Origin of the sequence: Arthrobacter sp. KNU-44, from assembly GCF_051843155.1 — a bacterium.
Classification (GTDB): domain Bacteria; phylum Actinomycetota; class Actinomycetes; order Actinomycetales; family Micrococcaceae; genus Arthrobacter.
In genome coordinates this window covers 773,231-787,807 of sequence record NZ_JBPXNG010000002.1, presented here as the reverse complement: position 1 = coordinate 787,807, position 14,577 = coordinate 773,231, and the positions used below count along the sequence as shown (strand labels likewise).

10 protein-coding genes are annotated in these 14,577 nt (G+C 65.1%); 6 read left to right on the top strand and 4 right to left on the bottom strand.

Going from position 1 to position 14,577, the window contains the following annotated elements:
- The first annotated feature begins 50 nt into the window (after positions 1 to 50).
- Together ACSVHC_RS04390 and ACSVHC_RS04385 are read left to right on the top strand one after the other, a co-directional pair.
- The gene (locus ACSVHC_RS04390; protein ID WP_437772915.1) at positions 51 to 1,043 is read left to right on the top strand and encodes a stage II sporulation protein M; all 993 of its coding nucleotides are present in this window, start codon (positions 51 to 53) and stop codon (positions 1,041 to 1,043) included.
- 145 nt (positions 1,044 to 1,188) lie between these two features.
- Complete coding sequence (locus ACSVHC_RS04385; RefSeq protein ID WP_437772916.1) at positions 1,189 to 2,358, top strand: TIGR01906 family membrane protein; 1,170 nt, start codon at positions 1,189 to 1,191, stop codon at positions 2,356 to 2,358.
- Positions 2,359 to 2,450: 92 nt separating this feature from the next.
- Here the strand turns inward: ACSVHC_RS04385 and ACSVHC_RS04380 are convergent, their stop codons facing one another.
- A complete protein-coding gene (locus ACSVHC_RS04380) occupies positions 2,451 to 4,097 on the bottom strand; it encodes a dolichyl-phosphate-mannose--protein mannosyltransferase (protein WP_437772917.1) in 1,647 nt (548 codons plus the stop codon).
- A 161-nt stretch (positions 4,098 to 4,258) separates the two neighbouring features.
- On the opposite strand from ACSVHC_RS04380, the gene rsmI reads away from it, so the two are divergent.
- On the top strand, positions 4,259 to 5,089 hold the full coding sequence (rsmI, locus tag ACSVHC_RS04375; protein ID WP_437773980.1) for a 16S rRNA (cytidine(1402)-2'-O)-methyltransferase: 831 nt from the start codon (positions 4,259 to 4,261) through the stop codon (positions 5,087 to 5,089).
- Between the two features lie 187 nt (positions 5,090 to 5,276).
- The gene (locus ACSVHC_RS04370) at positions 5,277 to 6,758 is read left to right on the top strand and encodes an NAD-dependent succinate-semialdehyde dehydrogenase (RefSeq protein ID WP_437772918.1); all 1,482 of its coding nucleotides are present in this window, start codon (positions 5,277 to 5,279) and stop codon (positions 6,756 to 6,758) included.
- Between the two features lie 164 nt (positions 6,759 to 6,922).
- Here ACSVHC_RS04370 and ACSVHC_RS04365 read toward each other — a convergent pair whose 3' ends face one another.
- The 3 genes from ACSVHC_RS04365 to ACSVHC_RS04355 all read right to left on the bottom strand — a co-directional run bounded on the left by ACSVHC_RS04365 (position 6,923) and on the right by ACSVHC_RS04355 (position 12,026).
- Complete coding sequence (locus tag ACSVHC_RS04365; protein WP_437772919.1) at positions 6,923 to 9,352, bottom strand: transglutaminase TgpA family protein; 2,430 nt, start codon at positions 9,350 to 9,352, stop codon at positions 6,923 to 6,925.
- Between the two features lie 155 nt (positions 9,353 to 9,507).
- The gene (locus ACSVHC_RS04360) at positions 9,508 to 10,926 is read right to left on the bottom strand and encodes a DUF58 domain-containing protein (RefSeq protein ID WP_437772920.1); all 1,419 of its coding nucleotides are present in this window, start codon (positions 10,924 to 10,926) and stop codon (positions 9,508 to 9,510) included.
- Between the two features lie 23 nt (positions 10,927 to 10,949).
- A complete protein-coding gene (locus ACSVHC_RS04355; protein WP_437772921.1) occupies positions 10,950 to 12,026 on the bottom strand; it encodes an AAA family ATPase in 1,077 nt (358 codons plus the stop codon).
- 198 nt (positions 12,027 to 12,224) lie between these two features.
- Here ACSVHC_RS04355 and ACSVHC_RS04350 point away from each other — a divergent pair, with 198 nt between their 5' ends.
- Positions 12,225 to 13,109, top strand: coding sequence for a TatD family hydrolase (locus ACSVHC_RS04350; RefSeq protein WP_437772922.1), 885 nt, complete (start codon positions 12,225 to 12,227; stop codon positions 13,107 to 13,109).
- Between the two features lie 266 nt (positions 13,110 to 13,375).
- The gene (locus tag ACSVHC_RS04345; RefSeq protein ID WP_437772923.1) at positions 13,376 to 14,527 is read left to right on the top strand and encodes a transglycosylase family protein; all 1,152 of its coding nucleotides are present in this window, start codon (positions 13,376 to 13,378) and stop codon (positions 14,525 to 14,527) included.
- The last annotated feature ends 50 nt before the right edge of the window (positions 14,528 to 14,577 follow it).

Here is a 14,577-nt window from a genome sequence, read left to right as displayed (position 1 = left end):
TCTGCTTGGATGTGGGACTGTTCGGGGAGGGTTGGGATTAGGGTGGAGCCGTGGACATGGATGCCTTCTCTGTCGTGAACGGGACAAAATGGTCCCGCTTGCACGAACTCGCGCACAAACGGCGCCTTGACGGTGGTGAAGCCGACGAGCTTCTGCGTTTGTACCAAGTAGTGTCATCACACCTGTCCCTCATCAGGTCCGTGGCCCCGGAGAGTGCACTCTCCGCCTCTTTGTCGGCGGCCCTCGCCCAGGCCCGTACCCGCTTCACCGGGGCGCGGTCGAATTTCATGGAAGACCTCGCCCGCTTTTTCGTGGTGTCACTGCCCGCCGCGTTCTACCGCTTGCGCTGGCTCACGGTCTGGTGCGGGGTTTTCTTCTGCCTTGTGGCCGGCGCCTACGCCCTCTGGATCGGAACGTCTGCGGACGCCTTGAGGGCCCTCGGAAGCAGCACTGCCGTGAAGCAATACGTCGACCATGACTTCGTCGGCTACTACTCCGAGAACCCCGCTGCGTCCTTTGCCGGCGCCGTCTGGACCAACAATGCCTGGATAGGGGCGCAGGCCGTGGCCTTGGGCATCACCGGTTTCTGGGTGCCCTACACGCTGTTCGCGAATGCACAGGGCCTGGGAGTCGCAGCGGGCGTGTTTGCCGCCACCGGCAAGATGGACGTATTTTTCAGCTACATCCTCCCGCACGGCCTCATGGAGTTGACGGCCGTCTTCATTGCCTCCGCGGGCGGCCTCCGCATTTTCTGGGCCATGGTTTCCCCGGGTCCGCGGCGCAGAATGCAGGCAGTCGCGGAAGAAGGGCGTTCCCTGATCACGGTGGCCCTCGGCCTGGTGCTTGTCCTGTTCGTTTCCGGACTCGTCGAGGCGTTTGTGACGCCGAGCCCGCTTCCCGTGTGGGCCAAGATCTTGATCGGTTCGCTCGTTCTCGCGGCATACTGGGTCTATGCCTTGGTGCTGGGCGGGCGGGCATTCCGTGCCGGCGCCACTGGCGACCTTGACGCAAACGACGCCGGTTACCGGGAGATAGCCGCCTGACGGCACCCGGGTCCGGCCGCAATCAGACGTTCGACGGGGTGGCTCATCGTCTCTCCGCGAGGGCTGACGGTAGGCTCGAAGGCAGAGAAGATTGCCAGCGGACCGTTCCTGCTCCGGCATGTGAATCCTACGGAAGTGAATCCAAGTGACCGAGAAGAGCCCGATCCCCAAAGACCCGGACGCGGATATCCACGACGACGGCGACGAGCCGGCCTTCGAATGGATGAAGCCCGCCCCCAAGTCCGCGGCCGCTGACGTACGCCCGGCAGGGGCCGCTGACGCAGCCCGGGACTCTTCGGCGAAGCGCGTGCCAGAAGAAGGCAAACAGGGAGCCGGGTCCGCGTCAGGCGCAGTTGCAGGCGAAGCTGCACGGCCTCTCGCTGAACGGCCCGTCGCAGCACAACAGCCGGAGAGCCGGGCAGACCGCAAAGCCGCCGAGGCTGCGGAGGCCGGGCCGGAACCGGCCCTCTTCGCTGAGCCTCTGCCGACGTCGGCCCTTCAGGTCCGCCCGCCGGAAGCCGAGGTGGAACGCCGCAACCACGAGCGGGAGCTGGCCGCCAAAACCAAGCCTCTGGCGCCCCGCATTTTCCAGGTCCTGCTCGCCGCCTTCTACCCGGTGGTCCTCCTGGTGCTGGCAATCCGCGCCGTCGCGAGCCCGTTGTTCCTGTGGGTGGAGTATTACCGTCCGGGCTTCCCCGGAGACGGCTATGGCTTCAATGCCGATGACCGGATGACGTATGGTTCCTATGCCCTGGACTATCTCAGCAACTGGTCCGGGCCGCGCTACTTGGGCGAGCTCGTCAACCATAACGGCGAGAAGCTGTTCAAGGAGGGCGAAGTTTCCCACATGGCCGATGTCAAGACCGTGATGCTCTCCGCATTCGGCGCCGGCGCCCTCATGATCATCATTGGCATCATCGCGATGATCTATCTGCGCAAACGAAGCACGGGCGGGATCCGCCGCGGACTCTTTGCCGGTTCGATCGTCACCTTGGTCCTCATCCTGGGACTGGGCACGCTTGCGGGACTGGGCTGGCAGCAGTTCTTCACGGACTTCCACCACATCTTCTTCGCCAACGGCACCTGGACCTTTGCACTCGACGACACGTTGATCCGCTTGTTCCCGGGACAGTACTGGATGGACTCCGGAATTGCGATCGGCGCCTTGGTCTTCATCACGGCACTGCTGACACTCATCTTCACGTGGCCTACCCGCCGTCGTCGCGGACTCTCTGCCAAGAACGAAGCCGCTGCGGACGACAGTGTGGATCCCGACCCGGAGATCCGCGCGGAGGCCGGCACGCCGGAGAAGTAGCACCGCCGCAAGAACGAAGAAGCGGCCTCCCCGGAATATTCCGGGCGGGCCGCTTCTTTGTGCGCGTGCCGTGCTGACCATCGGGCAGACCCTTAGATCCAGGACGGCATCCACATACGCATGCGCCACCCCTGGTAGCTGATCACTTCTGCCGTCCACACCGGATAGAAAAACGCCGACAACAGCACGGCAAGGACCACCACAAGGCCAACCACGTAGAGGCCCGAGCGGCGGCGCCACGGAGGAGCCCCGCTCTTGCCGAGCACCAGTCCTAATCCATAGACGAGAGCCAGCACGAGGAAAGGCTCGAAGGAAAGCGCGTAGAAGTAGAACATGGTGCGCTCCGGATACATGAACCACGGCAGGTAACCGGCGGCGACCCCGGCCAGGATGGCCCCGGCCCGCCAGTCGCGCCGGCCCGCCCACCAGAACAACACCACGAAAAGCGCAATCGTGGCACCCCACCAGATCACCGGGTTGCCGACGGACAGGATCGCCGAAGTGCAGTTGGGCAGATCGCAGCCGGGGGTTCCCTGCTTGGGGGACTCATAGTAGAACGATGTGGGCCGCCCCATGACGAGCCAGGTCCACGGGCTCGCCGAATACGGATGGGGCGAGCTGAGGCCTTGATGGAAGTTGTACGCCTCCATGTGGTAGTACGCCAAGGAGCGCAGCGGCCCGGGAATCCATCCCCATGTATCGGAGGGATTCGTATCCGCCCAGTGGCGATAGTAGGCGTCCTTGGAAAGGAACCAGCCGGTCCACGTCGACAGGTACACGGCTCCGGCCACCGGGATCATGGTGAAGAACGCCGGAATGCCGTCCTTGATGATCCCGGCGCTGGGCCAACTCCGGATGCCCGCAATACGCCGCGCGCTCATGTCCCAGAACACGGTCAACAGGCCGAAAGCGACGACGAAGAACAGCGCCGACCACTTGGTTCCGACCGCCAAGCCGAGGCACACACCGGCCGCCAGCCGCCACCAGCGGAATCCGAGCCACGGCCCCGAGGCGAGGTGCAACGCCGTCGGCCGGCCGTCCTTGGAGGCGCCTGCCAGCGCGGCAAGCCGTGCCGCCAGCCGTCGCCGTCCGTCGTCGCGATCCATCAGCAGGGCGCCAAAGGCTGCGAGCAGCCAAAACATCAGGAAGATGTCCAGCAGCGACGTCCGCGACATGACCAAGTGGTGGCCGTCGACGGCGAGCAACAGCCCAGCAGCCGCGCCCAGGATGTGGGAACGGAACAGCTTCAGGGCGATCAGGGCGATCAGGGCGATGGAGAGGGTGCCCGTCAGGGCCGCGGAAAACCTCCAGCCGAAGGAATTGTCCGAGCCAAAGAGCCACATCCCGAAAGCGATCATCCATTTCCCTACCGGGGGATGGACCACGTACTCGGGGGAGTTGAGCAGGACGTTCGGGTTGCCGGCATTGAAGGCATCGTTGGCCTTGTCCGGCCAGCTCCGCTCGTATCCGCTGACCAGGAACGAGTAGGCATCCTTGACGTAGTAGGTCTCGTCGAAGACGAGGCTGTGCGGTGCGTCGAGGCGGACAAAACGCAGGATCCCGCCGATCACGGCAGTAATGGTTGGGATCAGCCAGAACCAGAGCCTCAAGGACGGCGGATAATCCCGCCAGCTTTGGATGCTGCCAATGAGCCGCGTCCGCAGGGCCTCGGCTGCGAAAGCCTCCCGGGGCCGTATCAACCAGGTTTGCGGGGCGGGGCGCACGGAGGTATCGGTCACTCAGCCCATGCTACCTTTTGCCGCCGGTAGCTCCCTGAAAGCGGTAGCCGGGGCATTAGGCTTGTTGGGTGACTGAACAGCTGAGCTCCCCGGATGAAACCACCGTTCCCGACTCGGCGGAGTCCCTCGAGACGGAGGCCCTGCCCGCCCTGCCCGACGGCGTGGGCCGGATCGTGCTGGCCGCCACTCCCATCGGCAACGTGGGCGATGCCTCCAGCCGGCTTATCGAGTTGTTGCAGACGGCAGACATCGTCGCTGCAGAGGACACCCGGCGCCTGCATCGTTTGGTCCAGTCACTCGGCATCACCGTGTCCGGCCGGGTCATCAGCTACCACGAGCACAACGAGGCCGCCAAGACCGAGGAACTGCTGGATCACGTACGGGCGGGCAAGACCATCATCATGGTGAGCGACGCCGGAATGCCCGCAGTGTCCGACCCCGGCTTCCGCCTCGTGGAGGGAGCCGTGGCAGCAGGGCTGTTCGTCACAGCTTTCCCCGGCCCGTCCGCCGTCTTGACGGCCCTCGCACTATCGGGGCTGCCCACGGACCGGTTCTGTTTCGAGGGATTCCTTCCCCGTAAAGCCGGCGAACGCAGCGCCCGGCTTGCGGACCTCGGCAACGAACGCCGGACCATGGTGTTCTTCGAGGCACCACACCGGCTCGAGCCAATGCTCCGTGCCCTTCACGAGCGGTTCGGTTCGGACCGCCGCATCGCCGTGTGCCGCGAATTGACGAAGACCTACGAGGAAGTCATCCGGGGAACCGTCCGCGAACTGCTCGAGTGGGCTGAAAACAACGAAGTCCGCGGCGAAATTGCCGTCGTCGTGGCCGGCGCCCCAGAACAGGCGCCGGGCAAGCCCGAAGACCATGTTGCCGCGGTCAATGACCTCATTGCCAAGGGCATCAGGCTCAAGGAAGCGGTAGCCGCGGTGGCCGAGGAGGCCCGCATCAGCAAGCGCGAGCTGTACTCTGCTGTGCTCGCGGCGCGGTAAGGCAGTGCTCGCGGCGCGGTAGGTTCCGGCCAAGCTGAGGCTGTGCAACTGCACAAACACTTGCTCCCGCGGCAGTGCGCGAAGGCGTAGACACTGCTTCGCGGCGGGCAGTACCGTGACAGTAATTCCACAAAAATCAAGTGTTGGTGCATCTCTCCAACGTGCGCCGACTGACGAAGGAGTCACTGTGACTGTTACCGCCGATCGCGAAAGCGAACTTCTCGCCTCCGTTCCCACGGGGCTGCTCATCAACGGCCAGTGGCTGCCTGCGGCGTCCGGCAAGACGTTCGATGTCGAGGATCCCTCCACGGGCAAGGTGCTCTTGAGCATCTCCGACGCTGGAGTGGAGGACGGCGCCGCGGCGCTGGACGCTGCTGCCGCCGCCCAGGCCTCCTGGGCCCGTACCGCTCCCCGCGAGCGTGGCGAAATCCTGCGGCGAGCGTTCGAACTTGTCACGGCACGCGCCGAAGACTTCGCACTGCTCATGACCCTGGAAATGGGCAAGCCCTTGGCCGAAGCCCGCGGCGAAGTAGCCTATGGCGCCGAGTTCCTGCGCTGGTTCTCCGAGGAAGCCGTCCGCGTCAGCGGCCGCTACTCCGCGGCCCCGGACGGCAAGAACCGCATCCTGGTCCAGAAGAAGCCTGTTGGTCCCTGCCTGCTGATCACCCCGTGGAACTTCCCGCTGGCCATGGCTACCCGCAAGATTGCCCCCGCGGTTGCCGCCGGCTGCACCATGGTGCTCAAGCCCGCCAACCTGACCCCGCTGACCAGTCTGCTCTTCGCGCAGGTCATGCAGGAAGCCGGCCTCCCCGCAGGCGTGCTCAACGTCGTCCAGACCTCCACGGCAGGCGCAGTCACAGGGCCCCTCATCAAGGACGACCGCCTGCGCAAGATCTCCTTCACAGGTTCCACCGCCGTCGGGCAGTCCCTCATGCGCGAAGCCGCCGACAAAGTCCTCCGCAGCTCCATGGAACTCGGCGGCAACGCCCCGTTCGTGGTCTTCGAGGACGCCGACCTGGACAAGGCCGTGGAAGGCGCTGTCGCGGCCAAGATGCGCAACATGGGCGAGGCTTGCACCGCAGCCAACCGCTTCATTGTGCACGACTCCATCGCCGACGCCTTCGCCGACAAGTTCGCTGCCAAGATCTCCGCGCTGAACACCGCGCGCGGTACCGAGCCGGACTCCACGGTCGGCCCGCTGATCGACGGGAAGGCCCGCAACGGCGTGCATGCCCTCGTGTCCGACGCCGTTGCCAACGGCGCGATCGCCGTCACCGGCGGTGCCCCGGTGGACGGACCAGGCTACTTCTACCAGCCCACCGTGCTCAAGAACGTGTCCGCGGACGCCCGCATCCTGAAGGAAGAAATCTTCGGACCGGTGGCCCCGATCATCACGTTCAAGAGCGAAGACGAAGCCATCAAGCTGGCCAACAACACCGAATACGGCCTGGTTGCCTACGTCTACACCAAGGACTTGAACCGTGGTCTGCGCGTCAGCGAAAGGATCGAGACCGGCATGCTCGGCCTCAACGCCGGCGTCATCTCCAACGCCGCAGCACCTTTCGGTGGCGTGAAGCAGTCCGGCCTGGGCCGTGAAGGCGGTTTCGAAGGCATCGAGGAATACCTCACCACGCAGTACGTCGGCATCGCGGATCCTTACGCCGACTAGCAAAGCCTTCGGCAGACCTCTCGCAACGGGGACCTGCCGTTGAATGAAGGCAGGGCACTGAACCTTTGGGTTCCGGTGCCCTGCCTTTTGCCGTTCCATCCAACTGAGTCGCAGTTGTTGTCGTTTTCGGCGCCCATAACGACATCTATTGCGAGTTAGTTGGGTCAGCGCCGCCAGCGGATGGAGCCGGACAGTCTCTGCACGGATGCTGCCGCGCGGCGTGCTGCCGCGGCGGAAATGCCACCCAGCCAGCGGAAAGGTGACCACAAGAGCTGGAACCAACGGGACATCAAGGACGGCGGGAACCAGTCCGCGCGGAAGACCGCGAACCAGGAGGCGTTGCGCCGGAACGCGGCCCGGACAGCCGCGATCCGGTCCCCGGCCGGGTTCGGTTCCTCCGCCGTAGTATCCGCCGGGATGCCCGCGGGGGGACCATAACGCTGCCGTTCGAAGTCTCCGGTGAGCGATGCAAGCGCGTGCTGGCCGGCGTCGTCGGCGGCTCCCGACGGCGACGCTGCCGCAGCCGGCGCTCCGAGTGCGGCCGAGTTGCTCAATCGAGCCGCGAAATGCCGCGGCGTTTCGCTGGGCACGGGCGGTACACCGTAATCCGTGGCGAGGTCCTGGAGCTCAGCCCATGCCAGGACGGGGCCATCCCGGGGCTCGGCGGGGCCGGCTGTGCCTCCCGAACCGGGATGCTTGGCCCGTGCCGGCCTCAGGCGCCGAGCCCGGATGCCGGAGCGGACCAGCCGCGGGGAGGCTGCCAATACCGCAAGAAGAAGCGCGGCCGCGGTGACGTACAGAATGGTTGCGGAGCCGCCGGCCGTGCCTGATCCGACTCCCGGACCAGCAACGGGCGGTACAGCAGCGGTACTCGGCGCGGGAGTCGAGGAACCCGGGGTCAGGTTTTCGTCATGCAGGTTGGTGCTCGGGCCGCCCGCTGCGGCAGCCTCGCTCGCGTAGGGCGGAACGACGCCGCGGGAAGGGGTTGGTTCGAAGGCGACCCAACCGACTCCCTCGAAATAGAGCTCGGGCCAGGCGTGGGCGTCGCGGGCATCCACCTGGTATTCCGGCAGGGGTTCCTGGCCCGCCACGGCAACTGTGGCCCCTGTGGCGTGGCCCGGCGCGTAGCCGACGGCGATGCGGCTCGGGATTCCCTCGAGCCGCGCCATGACGGCCATTGCAGAGGCAAAGTGCACGCAATAGCCGCTCTTCTGCTGCAGGAAATCGGCCAGCACTGACATGCCGTTGCCGTCATAACCGCCCTGCACCGGAGCCTGCAGGGAGTAGCTGAACTGAGACGAGCGCAGATAGTCTTGGATCGCCATCGCCTTGGCATAGTTGCCGTTGGCGCCGGCCGTCACTGTCTTGGCGGTGTTCTTCACAATGTCCGGAACATTGCTCGGCAACTGGATGAAATCCTGCGAGATGGACGTGGGCTTGGCGTTGTCCAAGCTCAACGTTGCGGAGGTCAGGGCCGGCAGCGCCGAATACACCGTGTACTGCTGGTTCCTCGTGGTTCCGTCCTCGCCGCGGATGCTGAGCGTCGCCGGATCCCACGACCAGCGTCCGCTCAGACCGTTGACGGCTGTCGGTGCATAGGGGACCGGAAGGTACGGACTGGTGAACTGCCCGGTGTCGACCACCGTCACTTGGCGCACGAGCTCGGAGGGGAGCGGGTAGTCCGGCGCCATCCGGCCCGGCCCTATGCGCCGTGAGGCTTCGCGGTCGTCCGGTGCCCAGGTATCGCCGTCGAACTTGTCGATGGTGACGGAGCGCAAGTAGACCGGGGCCGTGGAACTCGTGGCATAGGTGATGCTGCCGTCGCCGGTGGGATTCCGCAGGCTGTTGCCGAGCGTGATCATGGGGTTCAGGCCGTTGGAGACACCCCAGGGATTCAACCGCGAACCCACCGGAAACGTCCCGCGATCGAAGCCCGGAATGGCCAACGGCAACAGGAGCCCCAGCGCCAGGGCCACGCCACCGATCACGATGGATCGTTTGAGCTGCCCCGTGCCATGGGCGTTGTCGGTCTGCAACCGGGAGTCCGGCGCGAACCACTGGCTGCAACCGAGGATCAGGATGAAGCCGACTGCGGCAGCGAGGAATCCGGGCAGCCCGCCGCCTTGCGGCTTGATGGTCGCCGGGAACACGAGGACAACCAGCAGGCCCAAGCCGCTCGTCGCAGGCATGCCGAGCGGGACCGCCAGGGCGTCGACGAGGACAGCAACCACGCCCAGGGCCGCGCAGGCGACGAACACGATTCCTGCGTTCGGTGAGACGGGTGCCGTCTCCGAGACTACGGTTTCGCCGGCCCGTTTGAGGAACTGACCCAGCGTGTCAAGGGTCGCGCCGGAGGGAATGAAGCCCGCGATGCTTTCCGGCCGGAAGAACGTGAAGTCGAGGATAAACACCAAGGCGAGCAGGCCGCCCAAAGTGGTGAGCAAAGGGTGGACCCTCAAGGCGCGCAGGACCGCCAAGGTCAATCCGACGACAAACACCGTGGTGATGGCGGGAACCAGCCAGGCCCAACCCCTGAAAACCCCGTTGAGCGAGAGCGAGGCTCCGAGCACTGCGACGGCGATGGCCGCCGACATTGCCCAAGGGTACGCTCCGGGCCCTGGCTTCCGCCGGGCGCGGGGCGCCCTTCCCGGACCAGGGGCACTTCCCTGACCGCGGGAGGCAGGGTCGCTTGTCCCTGCCGGCTCCGGGCCCGCGGACCGTCCCGGAGAGCCGTTCCTGGAGGTAGTGGTCATCGTGGCACCGCCGCGCCACGCCGGACGTCCATCGCTGCGGCAGCGGCCGCGAGGATCTCTCCTTGATCGAAACCGGCCCATGCGGCAGTAAGGTCCGTTCTCGAACTCACGGCCACGGCACGCCAGCCACCCAGCTTCAGGGCTTCGATGACGGGCTGGACGTGGTGCGGGTGGTCGGTGACCACCAGGGCAAAGGCGTTGGCCCCGTAGCCGGCGGCCGGCGCCAACGCGCGGGCCTCGGAGAGCGGCATGTTGCCGAGCAACGCGAGGACGGGGCCACGCAGGCGGTGTGCGGCCAGCTTGTCCATGAGATGGTCGTCGAAGGGCGCCTCGGCACCATCGACGACGGCGGCTTCCTTGCGGCTGCGCTCGCCGTGGACATGCCGTGGGCCGCTGAGCTGGATGGCGGCGAGGCTTTCGGCAATGGATTGCAGGCCTCCCACGCTGCTGAATTCCTCGGTTTCGGGATACGGCGCGGAGCGGGATGTGCGAAATGCGGGGTGTCCGGCGGCATCGAGGAAACGCAGCGAATAGTTGCGATCGGCAAGGTGGGCGCTGATCGACATCGCTGCCGTCACGACCCATTCGAAGTTATCACTGCTCACCAGTTCAAAAGCGTCTTCGTGCGCGGGGCCGAAGACCGCGGCAGAGCCCGACACGAAAGCGGAATAGCGTTGGTCCAGGATGATGGTCGCCTCGGGCGTGGTGACGGATTCCTCCTGCCGCACCATGAGTTCGCCGTGCCGCGCCGTCGCGGCCCAATGGACGCGCCGCATGGGGTCGCCATGCCGGTATTCACGGGTCATCACATCGTCGTCGCTGGGATTGGCGCGGATCCGCGTGGCCGTCACGCCGTCGTTTCCGCGTGCGCCGGCCAGGCCTGTGGCGGGGAGTTCGACGGCGGCGGGCGTCACGGTGAGGATGTCGCCGTCGTCGATCTCGTGCCGGTGCAGCGACAATCCGAAGGGATCGCAGAACTCGGCCGTGACCGGACCGATCCTGAACTGGCCGCGCTTGCCGGAGCGCAAGTGGTACTCATAGCGGCTGGTGCCGCCGGAAGCGGCACGGGCGGGAAAGCGAAAAGCCGGAGGTTCGCCGAAGCGCGGTGGCAACTGCTCTTCCATGATCACCGGCCCGGCCGCTGCGCCGGTCCGCGCAACTGCCAAGCGCACGGTGGCCGTGGAGGAAGTCTCCACGGAGGAGGGATGGAATTCGCGGAACACCTGGAAACGCGGCTTGAGTATGCGGACGCCGGCAAGCGATACCAGCGGCAGCACCAGCAGCAGGATCCCGAGGGCCAACAGATCCCGCCTGCCAGTGATCTGGGCAAGCAGCAAGAAACCCACACCACTGGCCAGCAAACCCCAGCCACGGGTAGTGAACAGATGCTTCGGAAGTAGATCGATCAGCGCCATGCCTGCCCCCTCCTTCCCTCTCCCTAGCTGCCGCGGCGTTCCGCGCCAGCGTCTTGGCTTACCGGGAGGGAGGCCAAGATGGCCCGGATGATGCTTTGTGGTGTATCACCGGAACTCGCGGCCTTGCGGTCAAGGATGATGCGGTGTGCCAGAACGGACTCGGCGACGGAAATGACGTCGTCGGGAAGGACGAAATCCCTTCCGTCGAGGGCAGCGGTCGCTTTGGCCGCCCGCAGCAGCTGCAGGAGGGAGCGCGGGCTGGCTCCGAGGCGCAGGCGGGCGCTGTCCCGGGTGGCCCGGCCCAGGGCAACCGTATATTCCTTGACGGACTGCGAAACGTAAACCTGCTGCACCGTGGCGATCATTGCGGCGACGTCCGCGGAAGTGACCACCGGTGTGACTTTGGCGAGGGGTGAGACCGCCTGATGCGTCTCGAGCATCTCGATCTCGGAGAGCTTGTCCGGGTAGCCCATCGAGATGCGGGCCATGAAACGGTCCCGCTGCGCCTCCGGTAGCGGGTACGTTCCTTCCATTTCGATGGGGTTCTGCGTCGCGACAACCATGAACGGTTCGCCCAGCTGGTAAGAATGGCCGTCCACCGTCACTTGGTGTTCCTCCATGCATTCGAGGAGGGCGGACTGCGTCTTGGCGGAGGCGCGATTGATTTCGTCTCCGATCACGATGTTGGCGAACACCGCACCCATCCGGAACTCGAACTGCCTCGAGGACTGGTTGTAGATGGAGACGCCGGTGACGTCCGAAGGAAGAAGGTCCGGGGTGAACTGGATCCGGCTGACCTTGCAATCGATGGTCCGGGCGAGGGTCTTGGCGAGCAGCGTCTTGCCGACACCCGGCACGTCCTCCACCAACAGGTGGCCTTGGGCGAGGAGGACGGTGAGGGCAAGCTTGGCGGCCTCGGCTTTGCCGTCGATGACTTTGTTGATGGCCGCCAGGATTTTCTCGCTGGCAGCGTGGAATTGCTCAGGATCCATGACCGTCGGCTTGTGCCCGTTGAAGGACTCGCGCTCAGGCGGCAGGGCAGCCACGGCCTCGTCCCGTAGCAACTCGTCATCAACGGTGCCGTGTCGCTTTGAGTCCATGGACAATCCCCTCAGCCATGACAGAACCCCGGCCGGGCCGCGGTGCCCTGGCCGGGATTTACCGCCTTTTGTACCAGACTACCCAGCCTAGGGCCGCCGCAGACAGAGGCATGTTCCGCTGGAAAGGATACAGGGGTGATCAGGGAGGGATACGTCGGCGATCAGGAAGGCATCAGCAGGGAAAGATAGGGTGGATCCATGTGCAATTCCCTCCCGCCGGCTTCCTACCGCGCGCCTGAAACCGGCGATTCCCGCAAAGAATACCCGCCTGCTCCCGAACCGCTGCCGGTCCCCGTGATGGACAACCACACGCACCTCGACTTCCGGCACGGCCTGCTCGAAGTCGCGGTGGCGGATGCCCTGGACGCAGCCGAAGCCGTAGGTGTCCAGGGCGCGGTGCAGGTAGGTTGCGACCTCGAGTCATCGCGGTTCACGGTCCAGGCGCTTGACGCGGACCGGCGGCTCCTTGGAGCTGTCGCCATCCACCCCAACGACGCCCCCGTTTACGCGGGCCGCGGAGAGCTGGAATCGGCGCTCGCGGAAATCGAGGAGCTGGCTGCCCATCCGAGGGTCCGTGCGATCGGTGAAACCGGGCTTGATTTCTTCCGCACCCATGGAGACGGACTGGTGCACCAGCGCCATTCGTTCCGCCGCCACATCGATATCGCGAAGAGACTGGACCTCACGCTCCAGATCCACGACCGTGACGCCCACGACGACGTGGTCCAGGTTCTCCGGGAGGAGGGGGCCCCCGGGCGGGTGGTGTTCCATTGCTTCTCGGGCGATGAAGAACTCGCACGGATCTGCAATTTGAACGGCTGGTACATGTCCTTTGCGGGCACCATGACGTTCAAGAACGCCGCAAATCTGAGGGACGCGCTGGCCATCGCGGATCCGGAGCTGGTGCTCGTCGAGACGGACTCCCCGTTCCTCACGCCGCACCCTTACCGGGGCCGTCCGAACGCGAGCTACATGGTGCCGTACACCGTCCGTTCCATGGCCGAAGTGACCGGAACAGAGCTATCCACGCTGTGCTCGCAACTGGCTCAAAACACCATCGCCACCTACGGATCCTGGGACTAGGCAGCATTCACGCTGCATACCCAGTATGTAAAAATCTTGGTCACTTTATAACGCTTCGGTTACAGTGGGTAACCAGTAGCCGGGGTCGGGGAAGGCCTTCGGACAACTAACTCCGTTCGCAATTGGTGTTTTCAGTTGAATTGAGTGTGGCGGCGCACAACTCCGCTGCAGTCCTCACGCATGCTTCGGCCTGCATCCGGGACCGCGGCAGGAGGCCCCTGTGCGCTTTTCCCCGTGCCCGGATGGTCCAAAAGTTACGGGCAAACATGGTCAAGTTCTTCACCACGGGCGGCAAGTTCAGTTTCGTCAAGGTCGGTGCGCAGCTGCTGGTGCTTTTGGCACTGGTGCTGGGAGTCGTTGCTTTCACGGGCAACAACAAATCAGTCACCCTCAACGTCGACGGCAAAGTGAGTTCCGTCCAGACCTTCGGCAATACCGTTGACCAGGTGGTCAAGGCAGCCAAGGTTGATCTGAAGGCTGAGGACCGGGTTTCCCCGGCCTTGGACACCTCGGTGCAGAACGGCTCCATCATCAACGTCAATCTGGCCAAGGCCGTAACGGTCAGCCTTGACGGCGCCCAGCGGACGGTCAACACCACGGCCCCGAACGTCGAAGGCCTCGTCTCCGAGCTCGGCGTCGCGAGCGCATCGGCCGTCTCCCAGCCCAAGGACACGCAGCTGGCCGTCTCCGGATCCTACGTTTCGATCCTTACCCCCAAGACGATCAGCCTGATTGTCGACGGGCAGAGCTCTTCAAAGACCACGACGGCGGCCGACGTGGGAACCGTCCTCAGCGATGCCGGCGTCTCGCTCGGCGCGAACGACCGGGTTTCGCAGCCCAACTCGGCTCCCGTTGTCCAGAACATGGTGATCAAGGTTTCCCGGGTGGACACCAGCAAGACCGCCACCGAGACGGAGAACGTCCCCTTTGACACGGTCACCATGGAAGACCCCACCCAGTTCAGCGACCAGAAGACTGTGACCCAGGAAGGGGTCCTCGGACTGCTCAGCAAGACGTTCAAGCTCGTCCTGGTAGATGGTCGCGAAGCTTCCCGGTCTTTGGTCTCCTCTGACGTCACCGTCAAGCCGGTCTCCGCGAAGGTGACGGTCGGAACCAAGGAGCGCCCCAAGCCCGCCCCCGCCGCGGCTGTTGCCTCAGGACCTACCGGCGCGCCGAACGAGGCAATGTGGGACAAGATTGCTCAGTGTGAGTCCGGCGGGAACTGGGCCATCAACACCGGCAACGGTTACTACGGTGGCCTGCAGTTCGACATCCAGACCTGGATCGGTTCCGGCGGTGGCGCTTACGCTCCCAACGCAGCCGCCGCCAGCAAGGCCCAGCAGATTGACATCGCCAACCGCGTCTACGCGCAGCGCGGCCTCGGACCTTGGGGCTGTGGCTGGGCAGCTTCCAGCTAAACGAAATGAAATTGGCCGGGTCCGGAATCTTCGGGCCCGGCCTTTTCGCG

Bases quoted from the DNA above. Each gene is read 5' to 3' on its own strand.
- ACSVHC_RS04365 (WP_437772919.1), bottom strand. From the start codon at position 9,352: ATGTCGGCGGCCATCGCCGTCGCAGTGCTCGGAGCCTCGCTCTCGCTC.
- ACSVHC_RS04360 (WP_437772920.1), bottom strand. From the start codon at position 10,926: ATGGCGCTGATCGATCTACTTCCGAAGCATCTGTTCACTACCCGTGGC.
- ACSVHC_RS04355 (WP_437772921.1), bottom strand. From the start codon at position 12,026: ATGGACTCAAAGCGACACGGCACCGTTGATGACGAGTTGCTACGGGAC.
- ACSVHC_RS04350 (WP_437772922.1), top strand. From the start codon at position 12,225: ATGTGCAATTCCCTCCCGCCGGCTTCCTACCGCGCGCCTGAAACCGGC.
- ACSVHC_RS04345 (WP_437772923.1), top strand. From the start codon at position 13,376: ATGGTCAAGTTCTTCACCACGGGCGGCAAGTTCAGTTTCGTCAAGGTC.